We start from the raw sequence: 21195 nt of genomic DNA on the forward strand, positions 1-21195 counted from the left end.
CGTGTTCTCCGGGATACCCGTCGCCGCGCTCGACTTCTACGAGGACCTCGAGGCGGACAACAGCAAGAGTTTCTGGACCGCGCACAAGACGGTCTACGACGAGTCGGTGCGGGCACCGATGGCCGCTCTGATGGAGGAACTGGAACCGGATTTCGGCCGCGGAAAGATGTTTCGGCCGTACCGTGACGTCCGGTTCGCGAAGGACAAGTCCCCGTACAAGACGCATCAGGGCGGGTTCGTCGAGACCTGCCCGGGCGCCGGCTACTACGTGCAGGTCGACGCGCGCGGCCTGTTCGTGGCCGGCGGCTGGTACGCGGCCGCCCCGGCGCAGCTCGCCCGCTACCGCGACGCGATCGACACCGAACTGCGCGGCGGCCAACTCGAGAAGATCACCGCCGACCTGGCGGCCGCGGGCTTCGAGATCGGGGGCGAGACCCTCAAGACCGCGCCGCGCGGATTCACCGCGGACCACCCCCGGATCGACCTGCTGCGGCACAAGTCGCTGACCGCGGGCTTGCTGTTCGCCTCACCCGAGTGGATCGACAGCCGTCGCACACTGACGGAGGTCCGCACCCGGTGGGACGCGATGCGACCGCTCGTCGAGTGGGTCACCGACGTGCTGGGGACGTAAACCGCGACGAAGAGCGGACCGAGCTGACACCATCGACGGATGGCCACCATTCGCCGCGTCGGTGTGTTGGCAGTGCTCGTCGGTCTCGTGGCGTCGTGCGCCGGGGCGGACCGCTCGGCGCCACCGGATCCGGCGGAACAGGCTCAGACCGACGCGGTGGTGCAGGTGGTACGGGACACGATGGCCGACGCGCACCTGAAGTCGGTGATCGTCAGTGTGTCGGTGGACGGCCGCGACGTCGTCACCCGGGCGTTCGGCGACTCGATGACCGGAGTGCCCGCGACCACCGACATGCACTTCCGCAACGGTGCCGTCGCAATCTCCTACCTCTCCACGCTGCTGCTGCAGTTGGTGGACGAGCAGAAGGTGACCCTGGACGACAAGGTGTCCACCTGGCTGCCGGAGATCCCGCACGCCGACCGGGTGACGCTCGGCCAGCTCGCCCAGATGACGTCCGGCTACGTGGACTACGTGATCGGGAACGAGCCGTTCCAGGCCGAGTTGTACGCCGATCCGTTCCGGCAGTGGAACCCACAGGATCTGATCGCGTTCAGCACCTCGCAGCCGCTGCTGTACGAGCCGGGCACGAACTGGAACTACTCGCACACCAACTACGTGATCCTCGGGATGGCACTGGAGAAGATCACCGGGAAGCCGATGACCGAGTTGATGCGGGACAAGGTCCTCGACCCGCTCGGTTTGACGAACACCACCGATCCGGGGACGCCGGCGATCACGGAACCCGCGCTGCACGCGTTCAGCTCGGAGCGCCGCGAGGCGTTGAAGATCCCGGCCGGCGTCTCGTTCTACGAGGAGTCGACCTTCTGGAATCCGTCGTGGACGCTCGCCCGCGGCGCGATCCAGACCACCGACATCCACGACCTGCTCGCCAGCGCGGTCGCGATCGGCAGCGGCACGCTGCTGTCGCCGGAGTCGTACCGGAAGATGACGTCGCGGGACCTGTACGGCAAGACCACCGCGCTCCCGGGGTGCACGACGTGCGCGCCGATGTCGAACGCGTACACGTACGGGCTCGGTCTGGTGATCAGCGGCAACTGGCTGTTGCAGAACCCGCTGTTCGCCGGGGAGGCCGCCGTCCAGGCATATCTGCCGTCGAAGAAGGCGGCGATCGCGGTCGCGGTCACCTACGACCAGGCGGCGTTCGACCCGGCGGGCAACTACACGAACCAGGCCGACACGCTGTTCCGCAAGATCGGTGCGGTCATCGCCCCGGACGACGCCCCGCCGATGCCGACCAGGTAGTCGGATCTGGTTGTGCGACAAGAGGTTGCCTGCTCACGACACCTCACCGAACGCAAGCGAACATGAGATTGATCACGGCGGGAGGCAGAATCCCAGGTGGGGGTGGAGCCGGTGCAAGGAGGCATGACGGTCTGCTTTATTCTCATGCGTCGTGATTGACGCGCAGACTCTCGATGTCCCGGCCGAAACCACGAAGATGCAGACGGGCCGGCCCACATCGCGAGGTACCTGGGTTCCCGGAGCGTGCGTCTGGTGCGGCGACGATGATGCGGTCGAGATGTACCGCAACGAGCCGCGGTGCGGCACCTGCCGCGAGAAGGAAGAAGTCATCGAGGGCGCGCGCCGGTTCCTCGGCATGTACGGTCTGCGTCCGCTCGGCGGCACCCTGCAGTCCGACGACGAGGAAGAGCGCGAGTGGCGCGTCAACGCCCGCGACGCCCGTCAGGTGCTGAACCAGATCAAGCTCGCGACGCCGCCGGACCCGGCGCTGGTCCGCAAGGCACTGCGTCCGCGTGCCGCCGCCGTCGTCGCCGAGTCCGCCGGTGCCGCACCCCGACCCACGACGTCGAGCGGTTCCGCGTCCGCGGCGCGCAGCACCCGCCCGGCAACCACGCCTGCGCCCGCGCCGGTCCGCTCCGATGCCGTGGATCTCGAGGAGATCCAGTCCCGGGCGCTGGCGCTGCTGGACCAGATGGCATCGATCGACACCCAGCTGGCGCAGGTCTCCGAGCAGTCCGGGCTCGCCGCGCGGGCCCGCCGCAGCGACCTCGAGAAGCAGAAAGCGACGATCATGCGCACCCTGGGCGCGCTCGAGAAGGCGCGCCTGAGCGCCCAACGCTGAGGCACGATGGAGCGGTGACCATCGAGATCCGCGACGCCCGCGAAGACGACCTGCCCGGAATCCTCGACATCCACAACGAGGCGGTCCGCAACACCACCGCCATCTGGGACGAGGAGACCGTCGACGTCGACGACCGCCGTTCCTGGCTCGCGGAACGGCGACGGCAGGGCTTCCCGGTGCTCGTCGCGGTGTCGGCGGGCAAGGTCGCGGGATACGCGTCGTACGGGGTGTGGCGGGCCAAGAGCGGATACCGCCACACCGTCGAGAATTCGGTGTACGTCCATCCCGACCACCACCGCCGCGGCGTCGCGTCCGCACTGATGACCGAGCTGATCTCCCGGGCGCGCGCGGGCCGGGTACACGTGATGGTCGCGAGCATCGAGTCCGGCAACGCGGTGTCGATCGCCCTCCACGAACGGTTCGGGTTCGAGGTGGTCGGGGTGATGCCCGAGGTGGGGATCAAGTTCGGGCGCTGGCTCGACATGACCTACATGCAGCTGATCCTCTGATCCCCTACCAGACCTCGGACGGATCGACTCCCAACCGCTGCGCGTAGCGGTTGTTGAGGTCGTCCCAGCCGTAGTCGCGCGCCCGGACACCGACGATCGGGCCGAACGGTGTCCCCGCGAGCAGGGCCTCGAGCACGTCGAAGCAGAGGTGCCATCCCGCTGCGAGTGCGGACGCCATGCCCTCCGCGCGGGAGCGCTGCGTCAGCACGACCCGCGTACCGCCCTCGGTCGGGGTCAGCTCCCACGCCAGTTCGTCGGGGCCCCACTCATGTTCGAGCCGTCGATCCGTTTCGGCGACCCGGACGACGACGGGCAGCGTCATCTCCGGGTCGCCGTCCTCGGTGAGCATCGTGATGACCGCCGCGCCGGTGCTGCCGAGGTCACGGTCGGCGGTGTAGGGGGTCCAGCGCGCCAGCATCGCCGGATCGGTGATCGCGAACCACGCCTGTTCCACCGAACACGGCAACACCCGCGGGAAGACGACAACGGTGTCGTCACCGTCGGCACTCACCCGAACGTCGGACAGGGGGCCGGGTCGGTACGGCGACTCGCTCATGCCTCGATCTCATCAAGGCGAGCTCGTCCGGGCAACCGGCCCGCAGGCCCGGCGGGCGGTCCACGGCGCGCCGGTCGGGGGCGTGCGGGTCGGCCGGCGGGGTCGCCTCCGCCGGCCGACGGGCACCTGCCTCAGCGACGTGGGCGGCCCCGGTCGAACTCGGTGCCGCCCCATACCCCGGACTGCCTCGTGACGACGGCGAAATGGGCGCACTGCAATCGGATCGGGCACTGCCCGCAGACGGCGCGGGCGTGCGTGAAGTCGTCGGCCGGGTACGGGAACCAGCTCTCGGGGTTCGGGTCGGCACGGCAGGCGGCGTCTCGCCGGCGGGTGGGGTCGTCGAGGTGGAGCGCGGTGGTCACGGTTCTGTTTCTCCTTCCTACAGTGCGGCCAGGCGACGCCAGATGCGCTGTTGCGCCTTGTCGATGTGGCCCGGCACCTTGGGTTCCCACAGCAGGGTCATGCCGGCCTCCTCTGGGGTGCGGTCGGCCTTGCGCTGGTTGCAGGTCCGGCAGCACGCGACGAGGTTCGACCAACTGTTGGTGCCGCCCCGGCTTCGCGGGAGGACGTGGTCGATGGTGGTCGCGACCGGGCTGGCGCAGTAGGCGCAGCTGTTGCGGTCCCGGCGGAACACCCCGGCGTAGCCGGCGCGGCTGCAGTCGGTGACGGTGCGCGCGTAGGGCACGTAGACGTACTCGAGCAGTCGAACCGTCACCGGAAGCGGGATCACGGTGCGCTGGGAGCGGATCGGGACCGTCGGGTCGTGGTCGGCGACGGACTCGGCGGCGCCGATCGCGAGGAGGGTGACCGCCCGTTCGGCGGGCACCTCGCACAGCGCCTGGTAGGTGAGGTTGAGCACGAGGACTCGGGTGCGGTGCCAGGTGCGGGCGTCGACGGTGGCCGGAAGGGGTCGGGTGTGCATGGAACTCTCGTCACTGGTTCGCGGGCGGGTGCGGCACCGGGAACCAGCGGGTTCACGGGCACGTCAGGGGGTGGGCGACTGCTCCAGGCAGGTGCCGGAGCGATACGACATCGGCTGTCGAATCAGTGGTGACCACAACGGCATTGCGGGATGCTTCGGCGGCACACGCATGTCCGGCTCCTTTCGGTGACGAGTGCGGGCGGTGCGGGATCGCCATGGTGGCACGCGACGCCGCCGGGACGCATCCGAATATTCGCCGATGCGCCCGGCACGTCGCAGTTCGTCTGCCACGCGATCGACCTGGCGGGTGTCGTGGATCGTGACGGCGGCGAGGGCGGTCGTCCACGCGGGAGGCGCGGGCGAATGTCCAGGATGCGCCGGAGGTCGACGCTGTCTAGACGACGGGGTCGGCGTAGCGCCGGAGAACACTGTCCGGCAACAGGTCCCGGTGAGTGGGAAAGGCCCTACAAGGCCGCACGCGCCTCGAATATCAATTACTCGTGCACCTGAGACGTGCATCACAACCCCCCCCACTCACAAGGAGAACTTCAATGGGCTCTTCCCAGGACACCCTCGGCACCCTCAAGACCATCCAGCCGTACCTCGGCGTTGCCACCGGCCTGATGAGCGGCGTCGGCGCACTGGTCGGCCTGACGCTCCTCGCCTCCACGGCCTCCGCCGCCTGATCCCCACCGGGCCGGCTCCGCTCGCACGAGCGGAGCCGGCGACCGGTTCGGCCCGAACAGACGGAGACCCGCCGCACGCCCGGAACGGGCAAAACGGCCGATCACAAGGTGTCCAGTCGGCGAATCACAAGTGTCTCCGTCGTTACCTGTTACAGAACATTGATATCTATGACCAGGATTTTCCCATATAGTGATACACATCGTTATTGAGATGTTTCGTTTGTGGTACCAATGAAGTCGACGCATGAGACGTGTGTCACCCCCACCCTCGAAACAACAGGAGTACGACAATGGGTTCTTCCGCCAACAAGACCGACCTCGCCACCTACCGCAACCTGATCGGCATCGGTGCTGGCGTCCTCAGCGGCCTTGGCGCTGTGATCGGCGTCATGTCGCTCTCCGCCTGATTCAGACTTCGATTCGGCCGGATCCGTCTACGCCCCCCTCATGCCGACGGATCCGGCCGTTCGCGTCATCTCACCCGGTCCGCGAGCACGAGCGCGAAGCGCTCGCGCCGATCGGTCCACACCCGGTCGCTGCCGAACCCCGCGGCGTCGAGCTCCTTGCAGATGCCCTCGACGCGGAACTTCGCGGAGATCTCCGTCCGCATCTGCTCCCCTTCCGCGAACGACACCTCCAGGTCGATCGCAGGCACCGTGACCGTCATCGGTTCGGTTGCCTCCAAACGCATCTCAATCCACTCGTTGCGCTCGTCCCACAGTGCCACGTGCCGGAACCGCGACGGGTCGAAGTTCGCTCCCAACCGGTCGTTGAGCACCGAGAGCACATTCAGGTTGAACTGCGCCGTCACCCCGGCCGCGTCGTCGTAGGCCGGCACCATGACCGCCGGATCGGTCACCAACCCGACACCGAGCAGCAACTGCTCCCCCTCGTCGAGCACCTCGGCGACGGACCCGAGGAACTCGGCACGCTCGTCGGGCACCAGGTTCCCGAGTGTCCCCCCGAGGAACGCGATCATCCGTCTCCCGCCCCGTGGCAGGTTGTGCAGGGTGTCGGTGAAGTCGCTGACGATGCCGTGCACCTGCAGCGACGGGAACTCCCGTGCCAGCTGGTGCACCGCCGAGTCCAGCGCCGCCACCGACACGTCCTGCGGCACGTACCTTTCCAGCGTGCCGTGCTCGGTGAGCGCGCCGAGCAGCAGCCGCGTCTTCTCCGACGAACCCGACCCGAGCTCGACGAGGATCTGCGCGGAGGCCGCCTCCGCGACGTGTGTGGCGCTGTCCCGCAACAGCTCCCGCTCGGTTCGAGTCGGATAGTACTCGGGTAGCCGGGTGATCCGGTCGAACAGCTCGCTGCCACGGGCATCGTAGAACCACTTGGGCGGCAGCGATTTCGCCGCCGCCGACAGGCCCGCGCGGGCATCGGACCGCAGGTTCTCGTCCAACTGGCCCTGCGACAGGTGCACCTCGACAGTCGGTTCGATCACGACGACTCCTCCCCATACGACACCGGCAACTCGGTGATCTCCAGATGACCGGGCCACGCCTCGACGGCGTGCCCGTCGGGTACCGCGAGCCAGCCGTCGCGGTCGTCGACCGGCTCAGACGCGACCAGTGCGCTCACGTCGTCGACACGCACCGCCAGCGAGTGATCCACCGCGGTGGCCCAGACCCCGGTCCCGTCGCCGAGCAGCAGGTTCAGCCGGGACCGCGGCGCCGCCGCGATCGCCTCCCCGACAACGGCACGCAGTGCCTCTCCCGGTGTCGACGCGCCGAGGCGACGACGCACCAGGGTCCACAGCAGGGCCGAGTCGGTCAGCGCAGGCATCCGGAGCAACTCCACCGCGGGCAGCCACTCCGCGAGCCCGGCCACCGAATCCGGCCACCCGTCGATCCTGCCGTTGTGGCTGAACGCCCACCGGCCGTCGACGAACGGCGCACACGCGTCGCGGCCCAGCGGCATGCCCTCGGTCGCCGACCGGACCGCGGCCACCACCGCAGTGGACCGGACCTGGGTCAGCACCCCGGTCACCGCCGGATCCGACCAGATCGGACGCTCGTCGTGGTACCCGACCGCATCAGCGCCGTCGCCCTCGCCGGGCCACCACGCCACCCCGAACCCGTCGGCGTTGATCGTGCCGCCGCCGCGCATGTCCCGCGGCGCCCACGACTGCCGGAACACGCTGTGCGTCCCGCCGGTGAGCACCTCGGAGACCGTCCGCGACGGACCGAGGTACGCCAGGTGCCTACACATCTGCCTCGCCCGGGGCCACGTCTCTCGCGCACCGGAACCCGGCGAAGATCTGCCTGCGGACCGGGTGGTCCCAGTTCCGGAAGGTGCCGCGGCAGGCCACCGGGTCCGTCCCGAAGGAACCGCCCCGCAGCACCTTGTAGTCGCCACCGAAGAAGACCTCGGAGTACTCCCGGTACGGGAAGAACGAGAATCCCGGATACGGAAGGAAATCCGACGACGTCCACTCCCACACGTCGCCGATCAGGTGGTGCACCCCGAGCGGTGACGCACCGTCAGGATAGGCACCGACCTCGGCCGGTTCGAGGTGTCGCTGTCCCAGGTTCGCGTGCGCGGCGGTGGGTTCGGCGTCTCCCCACGGAAATCGACGCGACCGCCCGGAGGCCGGATCCCAGCGCGCCGCCCGTTCCCACTCGGCCTCGGTCGGTAGTCGCTTGCCCGCCCAGCGCGCGTAGGCCTGCGCCTCGAAGTAGCAGACGTGCACCACCGGCTGATTCGGGTGCAGCGGGACGACCCTGCCGAAGACCCGGCGCCACCACGATCCCGAGCCGTCCCGCTGCCAGAACTGCGGTGCGTCCAGGTCCGCCGACCGGCGGTGCGCCCACCCCCGTTCGCTCCACAACTCGGGGCGGTCGTAACCTCCGTCGCCCAGGAACTCGAGGTACTCACCGTTCGTGACCGGTGCTGCGTCGATCACGAACGCCGGCAGCAACACCCGGTGCGAGGGGCGCTCGTTGTCGAGCGCCCACGGATCGGTCGACGTCCCCATCTCGAACTCTCCACCGGGCACGATCACCTCCGCCGGCAGCGCGGTTCGCGCCGCCGGCGCCGCCGGCGCGTCCAACACCGCCGGGCCGGTGCGCAGCTGGTGGGTGGCGAGCATCGTCTCGTCGTGCTGCTGCTCGTGCTGGGCGATCATCGCGAACGCGAATCCGTCGCGTTCGAGCCGCCGACCCTGCAGCGGCGACCGGTCGAGAACGTCCCACGCCTTGTCCCGCACCTGCGTCACGTAGCGGCGCGCCTCGTCCGGATTCAACAGCGGCAGTGCAGGCCTCGTGGATCGTGGGTGCGCGAACGCGTCGTACAGCTCGTCGATGTCGCGGCGCACCGCCTCACGGCCACCGACATCGCGGACCAGCCACAGCTCCTCCTGGTTGCCGATGTGCGCGAGATCCCACACCAGTGGGCTCATCAACGGCGAGTGCTGGGCGACGAGGTCGCCGTCGTCGACGCAGTCCGTCAGTGCACGGCTACGGTCGCGGGCCCTGGCGAGATCCGTTGCGAGTCGCTCGCGAACCACCTCCGGTGCGGTCATCGATCCGCCTCCTCCGTCACGGTCCGGCCGCGTCGACATCGGCCGGCCGCCCCCGCCAGTTCCTCCGCGAAGGAACGCGAGACCGACGCCGCCAGATCCAGCAACTCCGTTGCTGCAGTGCGTAGTTCGGCATCACGCAAGCCGCACTCGGCGGCGTCGCGCCAGCGACCGGTGGTGCCCGCGGCGAGCGCCGTCGCCTCGCTCACCGTGCCGGGGTCACCCAGCAGTGCCGCGAGGGCCGCGATCGGGACGTGCCACCGACTCCGCGGCTGCGCGTCGAGGTAGCGCACCTCGAGGTGCCCGGCGGCACGGACCGGCGGAAACAAGGTGGTCAGGTGGTAGTCGAGGTCGGCACGACAGGGTCTGCGTCCGATCACCGAATCGAGGTCGCCGGCAAGCCAATCCGAGAACCGGACCTCCACCGGGAGCGACCAGTCGTCCGAGTCTCGACCGCACCCGCCACGCACACACAGCAGGGGCGCGTCGAGCGCCCACCGCGCGTAGTCTCCGATCGGATCGGTCAGCGGTGGCGGTTCGGTGCGCCCACGGTCGAGTTCGAACCAGGCCCGCATCCGCTGGGATGCCCAGTCGCCGAGGGGGATTCCCCGCAGCCGCGGCGAGCAGGCGAATGCCGCCAGCAGAGCGGGGCCGACCGCGTACAGGGCGGTCCACCGGGCGGCGACCTCGGCCGCGTCGGCCCCGGCGTCGACGCTGACCTGGGTGGCGGTCGTGTTGCACATCATCAGCCGCCCGAACGGGCCGATCCGGTCGAACCACTGCTGCATCGCGCGGTATCGCGGCGCCGGAAGAATTCGTTCGGCCGGCCGGCCGGCGTCCGCGGCGGCGTCACTGGTCCCGATCCCGGCCCGGTCCAGCAGCGACCTGAGTCGCCGGGAGTCGGCGTCGAGCGCGGCGCACAGCTCCTCGGCCGAGGCCAGCGGACGACTGGAGAGTTCGATCTGCCCACCCGGTTCGAGGGTGACGGTGCTCCCCGACGGCAGCGGATGGGCGGGGGAATCGGGATCGACGGAGGTGGGTGCATGTGGACCGAGTGCGGCCGCGAGGTCCGCGGGCCGGGGACGTCCCCCGTCGCGGGTGGTGGTCAACCATTCCAGTTCGGCGCCGATCAGCCGCGGCGGCCCCAGCTTGAAACAGACCCCGCCGACGTACGCCTCCGCCGCGGCCCGGGTCGTGAGCCGCGCGGATCTCATCTGCGTTGCCATGGCCATCGCCGTGCTCCGATCGTAGGACGGCACTTCTACGGCTGGTACGGATCACATGCTGCACGCTGGCACCGACAGTAAACCGAGACCGCCGACCCTGTCACGCGGACGGGCAGCGCGCCCCGTGTCACGTCGACCGGCGCAGCGCCCGGGTCACGTCGACGGCGTAGCGTCGAGCGCGCACGTACCGACCGCGACCGGGAGGCACAATGCTCGATCAGGATCGCGTCCGCGCCGACACGCCCGGATGCGCCGGCCAGGTGTTCCTGGACAGCGCCGGGTCCTCGCTCCCGCCGACGGTGGTCGTCGAGGAGGTCGTCGCCCACCTGCGCCGGGAGGCCGAGATCGGGGGCTACCGGGCGGCCGCCGAACGCGCCGACGACCTCGCCGACGTCAAGGTCGCGCTCGCGCAGCTGCTCGGCGCCCGGGCCGACGACCTGGCGCTGGTCGAGAGCGCGACCCGGGCCTGGTCCGACTTCTTCTACGCGGTGCCGCTGACGGCGGGCGACCGGATCCTGATCAGCGAGGTCGAGTACGCCAGCAACGCGATCGCCGCGCTGCAACGCGCCCGGACCACCGGCGCGACCGTCGAGGTGGTGCCGTCCACCCCGACCGGCGAGATCGACGTCGAGGCGCTGCACCGGATGCTCGACGAACGGGTACGGGTGGTGTCGCTGGTGCACGCCCCGACCAACGGCGGCCTGCTCAACCCCGTCCGGGAGGTGGTCGAGCTCGCGCACGGCGTCGGGGCGCTGGTGCTGCTCGACGCGTGCCAGTCCGTCGGACAGGTCCGCGTCGACGTCCACGACCTCGGGGTCGACGCCCTCTCGGCGACCGGACGCAAATGGCTGCGCGGCCCCCGCGGCACCGGGTTCCTCTACCTGCGCCCGGAGCTGGCGCAGACGATGGAACCGGCCGCCCTCGACCTGCACGGCGCGCAGTGGGCGGAGCGGTCCGGCTACCGGCTCGCCCCCGACGCCTCGCGGTTCGAGTTCTGGGAGTGCTCGGTCGCGGGCCGGCTCGGCCTCGGCGCCGCGGCGCGCTACCTCCTCCGCCTCGGCATCGACGAGGTCGAGGCCGCGGTGTCGGCGCGGGCCGAGTTCGCCCGTACCGAACTCGCGGCCCTGCCCCACGTGACGATCCGCGACCTGGGCGGCCACCGCAGCGGCATCGTGTCCTTCACCGTCGCCGGGGTCGACCCCGGCGAGGCCCGGGAAGCCCTGGCCGACAACAAGATCACCGTCACCGTCAGCGGCCGCGGTTCCACCTACGTGGACATGACCCGACGCGGCCTCGACGGCGTGCTGCGGGCATCCCCGCACTACTTCAACACGTTCGACGACCTCGAACGCCTGGTCGCGGCTGTCGCGGGACTGGCAGGCACGTGATCGACGCGGGAAGAAGTTTCCTTAGCGCAAAGGTTCGGTGAAATCAAGTGTTGACTGACACGGTGTGCGTGAGATTACATCTGAGCTATCAATCTTTAAGGGCTTAAATAAATGCCCTCCGCACCTCGTGAGGAACACCATGACCCTGGTAGCACCCATGGCTAGTACCGCCGAGATGATCAGTGCCCGCCTCGAACGCCTGCCGATGAGCCGGTGGCACATCAAGGCGCGCGTCATCGTCGGCGCGGTGACCTTCTTCGACGGCTTCGACCAACTGATGATCGCCTACTCGCTGCCCGTGTTGATCCCGAAGTGGAACCTGACCCCCGCCGCGGTGGCCTGGGTCATCGCGATCGGCGGCATCGGGATGCTCGTCGGCGCCCTCGGCGGCGGCTGGCTCGCCGACCGTGTCGGCCGCCTGAACGTCATCATCGGCTCGCTCGCGCTGTACGGGGCGATGAGCCTGGGCATGGCGTTCACCCATTCGCTCGCCCTGTTCCTCGTCTTCCGGTTCGTCCAGGGCATCGGGCTCGGCGCCGAGGTACCGGTCGCCGCGACGTACATCGGCGAGATCACCAGGGCACACAAGCGCGGCCGCTTCGTGCTGATGTACGAGGTGATCTTCCCGATCGGCCTGGTCGCGTCCGCTGTCGTCTCCGCGTGGATCGTGCCCCGCTACGGCCACCAGGTCCTGTTCGCCCTCGGCGCCCTTCCGGTACTGCTGCTCCCCGCACTGTTCCGCCTGCCCGAATCGCCCCGCTGGCTGGCCGCCCGGGGCCGGCCCGACGAGGCGAACGCGGCGATGACTCGGATCGAAACCGAGATCACCGAGCGCCACGGCAAGACCCTTCCCACCCCGCAGCCCCTCGCCGCCGCCGTCACCGACACCAGCCGTGGCCGATTCGTCGAGGCATTCCAGGGCGTCTACCTGCGCCGGACCCTGATGCTCGCGGCGATCTGGGCCAGCGCCTACTTCGTCAACTACGGCATCGCGTCGTGGCTGCCGACGCTGTACACGAAGGTCTTCTCGCTGAGCGTCGACAGCGCGCTGCACTACAGCATCCTCACCACCGTCGCCGGCCTCGTAGGCTGCGTCGTCGTCGCCCTGCTGATCGACAACCTGGGCCGGCGCATCTGCATCACCGCGTCGATGGTGCTGTGCTCGGCGACGCTGTTCCTGCTCGCCGCGACCGGGACCGGCTCGGCCGTCACCGTGCTGCTGTGGTCCGCCGGGGCCGCGCTGTTCGTCTTCGCCGTCAACATGGCGCTGTACGTCTACACCGCCGAGCTGTACCCGACCCGGATGCGCGCCATCGGCTGCGCGATCGGCGGCGCCGCCGGCCGCATCGGCATCATCGTCGGGCCGCTCGTGGTCGGCCGGATCCTCGGGGTCGGCGGCTCGCTGGCCACCGTGTTCGCGGTGTTCGGCGCGGTCGCGCTGATCGGCGCCGTGATCGTCGGCGTCTTCGCCGTCGAGACCCGAGAGAAGACCCTCGAGGAGATTTCCCAGTGACCACCGTCGACACCACCACCCGCACGGACCTGGCGTTCGTCCCCGTGACCGACGAGATCCTCGTCGGCGGAACCTGGCGCCGGGGCACCGGCCCGGCCTTCACCGTCACCGACCCCGCCACCGGCGACGCCCTGCAGGTCGTGCACCAGGCCACCGCCGACGACGTCGACACCGCTGTCGCCGAAGGCCACCGTGCCGCCACCGATCCGTCCTGGCGCGGGCTCCTCCCCCACGAACGAGCCCGGTACCTGCACCGCATCGCCGACGCGATCGAGGCGAACTCGGCGCGACTGGCCCTGCTGCAGAGCTACAACACCGGCAAGACCGTCACCGAGACCACGGCCCTGGTCGGCAGCGCCGCCGGCACCTTCCGCTACTTCGCGGCCGTGCTCGAGACCGCGGACGAGGGCCTGACCACGCCGCGCGGCAACTACCTGACGATGAGCGTGTACGAACCGATCGGGGTGGTCGGTGCGATCGCCCCGTGGAACTCCCCGGTGGCCAGCGACGCGCAGAAGATCGCACCGGCGCTGGCCGCCGGCAACGCCGTCGTGCTCAAGCCGGCCGAGTGGACGCCGCTGGTCTCGCTCGAGCTGGCCCGGCTGATCCACGAGACCGGCCTGCCCGCCGGGCTGCTGTCGGCGCTGCCCGGCAAGGGGTCGGTGGTCGGCGACGCGATCGTGACCCACCCGAACGTCGGCAAGGTCACCTTCACCGGCGGTACCACGACCGGTCGACGGATCGCGCATGCCGCCGCCGAGAAGCTGATGCCGGTTTCCCTGGAGCTGGGCGGCAAGTCGCCGACGATCGTGCTCGACGACGCGGACATCGAGGCCGCGGTCGCGGGCGTGATGTTCGGGATCTTCTCGTCCACCGGGCAGAGCTGCATCGCCGGCTCCCGGTTGTTCGTCGACCGCGCCGTCCACGACCGGTTCGTGGCGCGCCTCGTCGAGCGGACACGGCAGTTGCGACTGGGCCCGGGCCGCGACCCGCGAACCCAGGTCGGGCCGATGGTCCATCGCGCACACCGGGATTCGGTCGCCGCCTACGTCGAGCGGGCTCGTGTCGAGGGCGGCCGCGTGCTGTGCGGCGGCGCGAGCCCCGACGGCGAGCTGCGCGGCGGTGCCTACTACCTGCCGACCGTGATCGACGGCCTGCCCAACTCCGCACGCACCTGCCAGGACGAGATCTTCGGCCCGGTGCTCGTGGTGCTGCCGTTCGACGACGAGGCCGACCTGATCGAGCAGGCCAACGACTCGGTGTTCGGCCTGGCCGCCGGGATCTGGACCCGCGACTACCGCCGGGCGTGGCGGCTCGCGCGCCGGCTCGCGGCGGGCACGGTGTGGATCAACACCTACAAGAGGTTCTCCATTTCCACTCCGTTCGGCGGAGTCAAGGAGAGCGGGCTCGGGGTGGAGAAGGGTCGCGACGGCATCCGTGCGTACTCGCGTCAGAAGAGCGTGTACCTCGGACTCGACGACGGCCCGGACACCTGGGCCGACTGAGCGCGAGGAACCGCCCTTCCTTTCGGCCCGCGGGTCTTCACACCCACATATTTGAGCGCTAAGATATTGAGATATAAGTCACCTGAGGAGTCCGACATGACCCAACCCATAGCCCGGCTGCGGCGCCTGCGCTCGGTGGAACTCCGCACCCACGCCAGCGCGGCCTCGACCGACTTCTACTCCGAGGTGTGGGGCCTGCAGGTCGTCGAGCGCGGCACCGAGGGGGCCTGGCTGCGCGGCACCGGCGACCAGCACCACGCGCTGCAGCTCACCCAGGCCGAGCGCAACGGCCTGGGCCGCATCAGCTTCGCGCTCGCCACGCCCGCCGAGGTCGACGAGGCCGCGCGCCGCGCCGACGCCCTCGACATCCCGGTGATCAGCGGTCCCGGCCCCGTCGACGACGCCGGCGGCGGCTACGGTGTGCGGATCGTCGACCCCGAGGGCCGCGTCCTCGAGCTCGTCGCCGACACCCTCGCCGTCCCCGCGCTCGGCCGCGACGACGCCGTCCCCGTCGGGGTCACTCACGTCGTGCTCAACACCGTCGACATCGACGCGGCCGTCACGTTCTACTGCGGCGTGCTCGGCATGCGGGTGTCCGACTGGTCCGAACACCAGATGGCGTTCCTGCGCTGCAACTCCGACCACCACTCCATCGCGTTCAACCAGGCCCAGTGGACGTCGGTCAACCACGTCGCGTACGAGATGCCCACGGTCGACCACTTCATGCGCGGTATCGGCCGCCTGCGCCACCACGGGGTGCTGCCGTTGTGGGGGCCCGGCAAGCACGGCCCCGGCGACAACACCTTCTCCTACTTCGCCGATCCCGGCGGACTGGTGTGCGAGTACACCTCCGGCATCGCGCAGGTCGACGAGGACCGCTGGCTGTGCCGGGTGTGGCGGCGCGTCCCCGAACTGTCCGATCTGTGGGGCACCGCCGGTCCACCGTCGAAGCAGGTGCGCGAACACATGGCCGGCGTCCCCGACCCCGGATTCTCCGCGCTCGCGGAGCCGGCGTCATGACCCGCGTCGTCGAGGCCGGGTCCGGACCGGCGCTGCTCATGCTGCACGGAATCGGCGGCAGCTCGGACAGTTTCGCCCCGCAGTTCGGCGGACTGGGCAGCGCGTTGCGGCTGCTGGCCTGGGATGCCCCCGGTTACGCCGGAAGTCCCGACCCCGACCGCGAACAGGATCTCGACGACTATGCCGACACGGCGGCGGCGATCATCCGCGACCGGTGCGGCGACGCCGGCGCCCATGTCCTCGGCATGTCCTGGGGCGGGGTGGTCGCCACCCGGCTCGCGCTGCGCCACCCCGGCCTGGTGCGCAGCCTCATTCTCGGATCGTCGACCGTCGGATCCGGGGCGAGCGCCGACGGTGCCGCGAAGATGCGTTCCCGCGCAGCCGATCTCACCGAGTCGGGCGCCGAGGACTTCGCGACCCGGCGCGCGCCGCGGCTGCTGTCCGACCAGGCGCCCGCGCAACTGGTGCACCGTGCCACGACGATCATGGCGGCGGCGGTGCGGCAACCCGGATACGGCTACGCCGCCGAATCCATGGCCACCACCGACCACAGCGGGAACCTGCCCGAGATCGACGTGCCGACGCTGGTGTTGTGCGGCGACGCCGACACCGTCACCGGTGTCCCCGCGAGCCAGGTGCTCGCCGGCGGCATCCCCGGCGCAGTGTTCGTCACCATCCGCGGTGCGGGACACCTCGCCAATCAGGAACGGCCCGAGGCGTTCAACGCCTGGACCGAATCCTTCGTCCAGATCACCGAACGACTTCGCAACCACTGACCCTGACGAGCAAGGAGCACCACCATGACACTCGAGTACGCCACCGCGGATCTGAAGGACTTCACCGACTCCCTGATCCTCACCAAGGACAGCCGGCACGAGGACTGGGACACCCTCGGGTTCCAGGCCAAGGCCGGCGACCAGTTCCGCCGCGCACAGATCCGCTACGTCGGCTCCGGCGCCACCGGCAACCACGACAACGACCGGCGCACCATCGCCTCCCGCGGCTTCACCTTCTCGAACATGCTGCTGCCGCCCGGCGCCGAGGGCCCCGAGCACACCCACCACGATGCCGAGGAAGCGTTCTTCGTCCTCGAGGGCGAGATCGAGGTCGGCGTCCACCGCGACGGCGTCGTCGAGACGCGCACGCTCGGCTACCGCGACATGATCGTCGTTCCCGCCGGGGTGCCGCGCAGCCTGAAGAACAACGGCACCACCGACGCCCTGTTCTGCGTCATCATCGGCGCGCAGAAGCCCCAGGTCCCGACCTACCCGGAGACGTCGGCGATGCACGGCGTCACGCGGGACTGACCCGATGACCGCGCGCACGATCGTCGTCACCGGCGCGGGGCGGGGCCTCGGCCTCGCCATCGCCCGGCGGCTCGGGGCCGACGGCACGGCCCTGTGGCTCGCGGACGTCCGCGCCGACTGGGGCGAGGACGCCGCGGCGGCGCTGCGGGCCGACGGCGTCACCGCCCGGTACGTGCACGTCGACCTCGCCGACGCCGACTCGGTCGCCGAGATGGCCGAGACCGTCACCGCCGACGGCCCCCTCTACGGCCTGGTCAACAATGCCGCCCTGGCGGACGGCGTGGGCGGCAGGGCGATCCACGAACTGGAGATCGCGGAGTGGGACCGGGTGCTGAACGTGAACCTGCGCGGCACCTTCCTGGTCAGCCGGGCCCTGGTGCCGTCGATCATCACGCACGCCGAGACCCACGGCACGGGCCGCATCGTCACCATCGGATCCGATGCGGCGCTCTACGGTTCGCCGCGACTGTCGCACTACATCGCCTCCAAGGGCGGGGTCGCGGCCCTGTCCCGGACGATGGCCCGGGACCTCGGCCCGTACGGCATCACCGTCAACACGGTGTCCCCCGGACTGACCGAAAGCGAATCGGCACAGTTCGTTCCGGAGCACCGCCACGACCTGTACCGGATCAACCGGGCACTGACCCGCCCGCAGCGGCCCGCCGACCTGGTCGGTGCCGTCGCCTTCCTGATGGGCGACGAGGCGTCCTACCTCACCGGGCAGCAGCTCGTCGTCAACGGCGGATTCGTTCTGCACTAGAACAGCATTGGAGGACCAGGTCGTGGACCTGCAACTGAAGGACCGTACCTACCTGGTGACCGGGGGCAGCTCCGGCGTCGGCCTCGCCACCGTGGCGATGCTCCTGGCGGAGGGCGCCAACGTCGTCACCTGCGCCCGGGACGTGGACCGGCTGCGCGCCGCGCTGACCCCGTTGCCGGGCAGCGACCGGGCGCTCGGGTTGGCCTGCGACGTCCGCGACCCCGACGCGGTCGCGGCGCTCGTCGAGGCGGGCCGACAGCGGTTCGGCGGGCTCGACGGTCTGGTCAACAATGCCGGCAACTCGCGGATGAAGCCGCGCGCCGAGGCCACCCTCGACGACTGGCGCGACGAGTTCGACCTGAAGTTCTCCAGCGTGCTGAACTCGGTGGACGCCGCCCTGCCGCTGCTGCGCAAGTCCGACGCGGCCGCGATCGTGAACATCTCGGCGGTCCTCGCCCGCCAGCCCGAGACCCGCCTGGTCACCACGAGCGCCGCACGCGCGGGCCTGCTCAACCTCAGCAAGTCGCTCTCGATCGAACTGGCCGGCGAGGGCATCCGGGTGAACTCGGTGGCACTGGGTCTGGTCGACACCGGTCAGTGGCGGCGCCGCTACGAGGCGTCCGGCCACGGCGGCAGTTTCGCCGAGTGGGAGGCCGAGATCGCCGCCGACCGCGGCATCGGGCTCGGCCGGTTCGGCCACGCCGACGAGGTCGCGTTCGTCATCACGACCCTGCTCTCCCCCCGCTCGTCGTACGTGACGGGCACCAGTATCGACGTGTGCGGCGGTGTCGCCCGTTATGTCTGAAAGGAACACCATGACCACTCGGGGCAACGGCGGGGACCTGCTGGTCCAGGTGCTGCGCGAGGCCGGCGTCGACACCGTCTTCGGCATCGTGAGCGTGCACAACCAGCCGCTCGTGCAGGCCGTCGGCAAGCACCTGCGGTTCGTGCCGGTCCGGCACGAGGCGACCGCCGTCAACGCCGCCGACGGATACGCCCGGGCCACCGGCGGACTCGGCTGCGCGCTCACCAGCACCGGCACCGGTGCCGGCAACGCCGCCGGCTCGCTGATCGAATCCCTCAGCGCGGGGACGTCGGTGTTGCACGTCACCGGCCAGGTCGAGTCCCGCTACCTCGGCTCCGGCCGCGGGTTCATCCACGAGACGAAGGACCAGCTGGGCATGCTCGAGGCGGTCTCGGCGCACGCCGCGACGATCCGCGACACCGACAGCGCAGGAAAGGCGCTGCGTGAGGCGGTCGCCCACGCACTCGCGACACCGGGCGGCCCGGCGAGCATCGAGTGGCCGATCGACCTGCAGTACGCCGAGCACGACCTCACGCCGGCCACTGCGGCGGAGCAGGAGTCGCACCCGGCCGACGAGAATCAGCTGGCCGCCGCGCTCGCCGCGCTGGCGCGGGCCCGTCGTCCGGTGATCTGGGCGGGCGGCGGCGTCGCCCGCGCCGGCGACGCACTCGCCGAACTCGTCGAGCGCTGGGGTGTGCCGTTGCTGACCAGCAACTCCGGCCGCGGCGCCGTGCCCGAGGACCACCCGCTGTGTATCGGTAACTACGGCTCCTCACCGAAGGGGCGCGCGCTGCTCGCCGACGCCGATCTGCTGCTCTCGCTCGGCACCCACTTCCGTTCCAACGAGACCGGCGACTACTCGATCCCCGTGCCCAGCACGCACGTTCAGGTCGACGTCGACGCCGCCGCCCCCGGACGGGTGTTCCCCGCGGACCTGCCGGTGGTCGGCGAGGTCGGAGAGTTCCTCACGGCCGCACTGACTGTCGAGGGGCTCGGGTCCGCGGTGGAGAGCGAGTGGACACACCGCGCCCGCGAGACCCGCGAGCAGGTGCGGGCCGCCCAGCGCACCGGCCTCGGCGACCACGCGGTGCTGTGCGACGCGGTGCGAGCGGCGCTGCCGCGCGACGCCGTGGTCGCCCGCGACGTGACCATTGCGTCGAGTTCGTGGGGCAACCGCCTGCTCCCGATGTACGACCCGCGCAGCAACGTCTTCCCCCGCGGCGGCGGCATCGGGCAGGGCCTGGGCATGGCGATCGGCGCGGCCGTCGCCGACGAGACGCGGCCGACGCTCGGACTGGTCGGCGACGGCGGGTTGGCCGTGCACTTCGGTGAACTGCTGACGATGGCGCAGGAGAAGCCGTGGCTGGTGCTCCTGGTCTGCAACGACGGCGGGTACGGCGTGCTGCGCAACATGCAGGCCGGGGCAGGCGACCGCCCGTACGCGGTGGACCTGGCGACCCCGGACTTCGCGCTGCTCGCGCAATCGATCGGGGTCGCGTACCGCCGGATCGGCGCCGCCGGGGAGGCGCACGCGACGCTGGCGGAGGCGGCCTCGCTGCACGAACCGGTGATCGTCGAGGTGGACCTCGCGTCGTACGGCGAGATGCCGGCGCCGTTCACCCCGCCGGTGACCGTTCCCGGGCGCTGACCTCGACACCCGACGCCGAACGGACCATGCGATGCATGGTCCGTTCGGCGTTTCCGGGATCCGTAATAGGGTGTGGCGTGGATAACATCTTAGTGCTAAAGTATTGAGCACTGAAGGAACTCACTCCGGAGGAAGTCCCATGACAGACACCGTCGACCTGCTGGTCCGCCAGATGCGAATCGAGTCCTCCGGCGTCCTCTCCCTGCGCCTCGAGCATCCACGCGGCGAGGCCCTGGATCGCTGGACCCCGGGCGCGCACCTCGACCTGCACCTCGGCGGCGGTCTCGTCCGGCAGTACTCACTGTGCGGCGACCCCGACGACAAGGCCGGCTACCGGGTCGCGATCCTGCGCGAGCCGGACGGCCGGGGCGGATCGCGCCGGGTGCACGACACGCTGCGGCCCGGCGACACCGTTCCGGTGAGCCTGCCGCGCAACAACTTCGAGCTGCTTCCGTCCCCGAGGTACGTGTTCGTCGCCGGCGGCATCGGCATCACCCCGATCCTCGCGATGATCGTCGAGGCGCAGCGGGCGGGCGCCGACTGGGAACTGCACTACGGCGGCCGCAGCCGCGCGACGATGGCGTTCCTCGACGAACTGGCCCCCCACGAGGGCCGCGTCCACGTCGTCACCGAGGACACCGACGGCCTCCTCGACCTGCCATCGATCCTCGGCACCGCCCGTCCCGGCACCCTCGTGTACGCCTGCGGCCCCGAGGGTTTGCTCACCGCGGTCGAGTCGTACGCGGGCACCTGGCCCGACGGCGCGATCCGACTCGAACGGTTCAAGGCCAAGGAGCGCCCCGCCGCCGAGGGCGACGGCGATCAGCCGATCACCGTCGTGTGCGAGCAGTCCGGCGTCTCCGCAACCGTCGACCCCGACCGGACGATCCTCGAGACCCTCGAGGAGGCCGGTGTGGACGTCCCCAACTCGTGCCGCGAAGGCATCTGCGGGACCTGCGAGACCCGCGTGCTGTGCGGCACCCCCGACCACCGCGACTCCCTCCTCACCACAGCCGAAAGGGAGTCCGGCGCAACCATCATGATCTGTGTCTCCCGCGCCCGCTCCGCCGAGCTGGTGCTGGACATCTAGGA

General features: G+C 70.3%; 22 protein-coding genes. 15 read left to right on the forward strand and 7 right to left on the reverse strand.

The genetic code is table 11. From position 1 onward, the window contains the following. The first annotated feature begins 1 nt into the window (after position 1). From ABD951_RS00750 to ABD951_RS00765, 4 genes are all read left to right on the forward strand, one after another. On the forward strand, positions 2-631 hold the full coding sequence (locus ABD951_RS00750; protein ID WP_345341210.1) for a DUF2461 domain-containing protein: 630 nt from the start codon (positions 2-4) through the stop codon (positions 629-631). Positions 632-670: 39 nt separating this feature from the next. Continuing rightward, positions 671-1894, forward strand: a complete 1224-nt coding sequence (locus ABD951_RS00755) for a serine hydrolase domain-containing protein (protein WP_345341052.1) — start codon at positions 671-673, stop codon at positions 1892-1894. 151 nt (positions 1895-2045) lie between these two features. Beyond that, positions 2046-2735 (forward strand): hypothetical protein, encoded by a 690-nt coding sequence (locus ABD951_RS00760; protein WP_345341054.1) that lies wholly within the window; start codon positions 2046-2048, stop codon positions 2733-2735. 20 nt (positions 2736-2755) lie between these two features. Beyond that, positions 2756-3244 (forward strand): GNAT family N-acetyltransferase, encoded by a 489-nt coding sequence (locus ABD951_RS00765; RefSeq protein WP_345341212.1) that lies wholly within the window; start codon positions 2756-2758, stop codon positions 3242-3244. 4 nt (positions 3245-3248) lie between these two features. Here ABD951_RS00765 and ABD951_RS00770 read toward each other — a convergent pair whose 3' ends face one another. From ABD951_RS00770 to ABD951_RS00780, 3 genes are all read right to left on the reverse strand, one after another. Further along, positions 3249-3800 (reverse strand): SRPBCC domain-containing protein, encoded by a 552-nt coding sequence (locus ABD951_RS00770; RefSeq protein WP_345341056.1) that lies wholly within the window; start codon positions 3798-3800, stop codon positions 3249-3251. 131 nt (positions 3801-3931) lie between these two features. Next, positions 3932-4162, reverse strand: coding sequence for a WhiB family transcriptional regulator (locus ABD951_RS00775; RefSeq protein ID WP_345341058.1), 231 nt, complete (start codon positions 4160-4162; stop codon positions 3932-3934). A 17-nt stretch (positions 4163-4179) separates the two neighbouring features. Then, positions 4180-4722 (reverse strand): HNH endonuclease, encoded by a 543-nt coding sequence (locus ABD951_RS00780; RefSeq protein ID WP_345341060.1) that lies wholly within the window; start codon positions 4720-4722, stop codon positions 4180-4182. 551 nt (positions 4723-5273) lie between these two features. Between ABD951_RS00780 and ABD951_RS00785 the strand changes: the two genes are divergently transcribed. Beyond that, positions 5274-5408 (forward strand): hypothetical protein, encoded by a 135-nt coding sequence (locus ABD951_RS00785; RefSeq protein WP_345341062.1) that lies wholly within the window; start codon positions 5274-5276, stop codon positions 5406-5408. 472 nt (positions 5409-5880) lie between these two features. On the opposite strand, the gene egtD is transcribed toward ABD951_RS00785, so the two are convergent. Genes egtD through egtA form a run of 4 tightly spaced genes read right to left on the reverse strand, consistent with a single transcriptional unit; the run spans position 5881 to position 10157 of the window. After that, complete coding sequence (gene egtD, locus ABD951_RS00790; RefSeq protein ID WP_345341064.1) at positions 5881-6855, reverse strand: L-histidine N(alpha)-methyltransferase; 975 nt, start codon at positions 6853-6855, stop codon at positions 5881-5883. Beyond that, positions 6852-7622, reverse strand: coding sequence for an ergothioneine biosynthesis protein EgtC (gene egtC, locus ABD951_RS00795; protein ID WP_345341066.1), 771 nt, complete (start codon positions 7620-7622; stop codon positions 6852-6854). Before egtC ends, egtD begins: the two co-directional genes overlap by 4 nt. Further along, the gene (egtB, locus tag ABD951_RS00800) at positions 7615-8934 is read right to left on the reverse strand and encodes an ergothioneine biosynthesis protein EgtB (RefSeq protein WP_345341068.1); all 1320 of its coding nucleotides are present in this window, start codon (positions 8932-8934) and stop codon (positions 7615-7617) included. The genes egtC and egtB overlap by 8 nt, the downstream gene beginning before the upstream one ends. Continuing rightward, positions 8931-10157, reverse strand: coding sequence for an ergothioneine biosynthesis glutamate--cysteine ligase EgtA (gene egtA / locus ABD951_RS00805; protein ID WP_345341214.1), 1227 nt, complete (start codon positions 10155-10157; stop codon positions 8931-8933). Before egtA ends, egtB begins: the two co-directional genes overlap by 4 nt. Before the next feature lie 209 nt (positions 10158-10366). Here egtA and ABD951_RS00810 point away from each other — a divergent pair, with 209 nt between their 5' ends. From ABD951_RS00810 to ABD951_RS00855, 10 genes are all read left to right on the forward strand, one after another. Continuing rightward, positions 10367-11545, forward strand: a complete 1179-nt coding sequence (locus tag ABD951_RS00810) for an aminotransferase class V-fold PLP-dependent enzyme (protein ID WP_345341070.1) — start codon at positions 10367-10369, stop codon at positions 11543-11545. Positions 11546-11684: 139 nt separating this feature from the next. Continuing rightward, positions 11685-13058: an MFS transporter gene (locus ABD951_RS00815; protein WP_345341072.1), complete on the forward strand. Its 1374-nt coding sequence runs from the start codon at positions 11685-11687 to the stop codon at positions 13056-13058. After that, complete coding sequence (locus tag ABD951_RS00820) at positions 13055-14563, forward strand: aldehyde dehydrogenase (protein ID WP_345341074.1); 1509 nt, start codon at positions 13055-13057, stop codon at positions 14561-14563. Before ABD951_RS00815 ends, ABD951_RS00820 begins: the two co-directional genes overlap by 4 nt. A 96-nt stretch (positions 14564-14659) precedes the next feature. Beyond that, positions 14660-15583: a VOC family protein gene (locus ABD951_RS00825; protein WP_345341076.1), complete on the forward strand. Its 924-nt coding sequence runs from the start codon at positions 14660-14662 to the stop codon at positions 15581-15583. After that, positions 15580-16359, forward strand: a complete 780-nt coding sequence (locus ABD951_RS00830) for an alpha/beta fold hydrolase (RefSeq protein WP_345341078.1) — start codon at positions 15580-15582, stop codon at positions 16357-16359. The genes ABD951_RS00825 and ABD951_RS00830 overlap by 4 nt, the downstream gene beginning before the upstream one ends. A 24-nt stretch (positions 16360-16383) precedes the next feature. Continuing rightward, complete coding sequence (locus tag ABD951_RS00835; protein ID WP_345341080.1) at positions 16384-16890, forward strand: cupin domain-containing protein; 507 nt, start codon at positions 16384-16386, stop codon at positions 16888-16890. 4 nt (positions 16891-16894) lie between these two features. Further along, positions 16895-17650 carry a 3-oxoacyl-ACP reductase family protein gene (locus tag ABD951_RS00840; protein ID WP_345341082.1) on the forward strand — a complete coding sequence of 252 codons (756 nt, stop codon included), beginning with the start codon at positions 16895-16897 and terminating at the stop codon, positions 17648-17650. 22 nt (positions 17651-17672) lie between these two features. Further along, on the forward strand, positions 17673-18455 hold the full coding sequence (locus ABD951_RS00845) for an SDR family oxidoreductase (RefSeq protein ID WP_345341085.1): 783 nt from the start codon (positions 17673-17675) through the stop codon (positions 18453-18455). After that, positions 18448-20103 (forward strand): thiamine pyrophosphate-binding protein, encoded by a 1656-nt coding sequence (locus ABD951_RS00850; protein WP_345341088.1) that lies wholly within the window; start codon positions 18448-18450, stop codon positions 20101-20103. Before ABD951_RS00845 ends, ABD951_RS00850 begins: the two co-directional genes overlap by 8 nt. A gap of 139 nt (positions 20104-20242) precedes the next feature. Further along, positions 20243-21193: a PDR/VanB family oxidoreductase gene (locus ABD951_RS00855; protein ID WP_345341090.1), complete on the forward strand. Its 951-nt coding sequence runs from the start codon at positions 20243-20245 to the stop codon at positions 21191-21193. Positions 21194-21195 lie beyond the last annotated feature (2 nt).

This window comes from Rhodococcus olei, assembly GCF_039540555.1.
GTDB lineage: Bacteria > Actinomycetota > Actinomycetes > Mycobacteriales > Mycobacteriaceae > Rhodococcus_G > Rhodococcus_G olei.

What these genes read in the sequence shown, in the direction of transcription:
- ABD951_RS00755 (WP_345341052.1), top strand. Translation starts at nt 671, where the DNA reads ATGGCCACCATTCGCCGCGTCGGTGTGTTGGCAGTGCTCGTCGGTCTC.
- ABD951_RS00770 (WP_345341056.1), bottom strand. Translation starts at nt 3,800, where the DNA reads ATGAGCGAGTCGCCGTACCGACCCGGCCCCCTGTCCGACGTTCGGGTG.
- ABD951_RS00780 (WP_345341060.1), bottom strand. Translation starts at nt 4,722, where the DNA reads ATGCACACCCGACCCCTTCCGGCCACCGTCGACGCCCGCACCTGGCAC.
- ABD951_RS00785 (WP_345341062.1), top strand. Translation starts at nt 5,274, where the DNA reads ATGGGCTCTTCCCAGGACACCCTCGGCACCCTCAAGACCATCCAGCCG.
- egtC (WP_345341066.1), bottom strand. Translation starts at nt 7,622, where the DNA reads ATGTGTAGGCACCTGGCGTACCTCGGTCCGTCGCGGACGGTCTCCGAG.
- egtB (WP_345341068.1), bottom strand. Translation starts at nt 8,934, where the DNA reads ATGACCGCACCGGAGGTGGTTCGCGAGCGACTCGCAACGGATCTCGCC.
- egtA (WP_345341214.1), bottom strand. Translation starts at nt 10,157, where the DNA reads ATGGCAACGCAGATGAGATCCGCGCGGCTCACGACCCGGGCCGCGGCG.
- ABD951_RS00810 (WP_345341070.1), top strand. Translation starts at nt 10,367, where the DNA reads ATGCTCGATCAGGATCGCGTCCGCGCCGACACGCCCGGATGCGCCGGC.
- ABD951_RS00815 (WP_345341072.1), top strand. Translation starts at nt 11,685, where the DNA reads ATGACCCTGGTAGCACCCATGGCTAGTACCGCCGAGATGATCAGTGCC.
- ABD951_RS00825 (WP_345341076.1), top strand. Translation starts at nt 14,660, where the DNA reads ATGACCCAACCCATAGCCCGGCTGCGGCGCCTGCGCTCGGTGGAACTC.
- ABD951_RS00830 (WP_345341078.1), top strand. Translation starts at nt 15,580, where the DNA reads ATGACCCGCGTCGTCGAGGCCGGGTCCGGACCGGCGCTGCTCATGCTG.
- ABD951_RS00835 (WP_345341080.1), top strand. Translation starts at nt 16,384, where the DNA reads ATGACACTCGAGTACGCCACCGCGGATCTGAAGGACTTCACCGACTCC.
- ABD951_RS00840 (WP_345341082.1), top strand. Translation starts at nt 16,895, where the DNA reads ATGACCGCGCGCACGATCGTCGTCACCGGCGCGGGGCGGGGCCTCGGC.
- ABD951_RS00850 (WP_345341088.1), top strand. Translation starts at nt 18,448, where the DNA reads ATGTCTGAAAGGAACACCATGACCACTCGGGGCAACGGCGGGGACCTG.
- ABD951_RS00855 (WP_345341090.1), top strand. Translation starts at nt 20,243, where the DNA reads ATGACAGACACCGTCGACCTGCTGGTCCGCCAGATGCGAATCGAGTCC.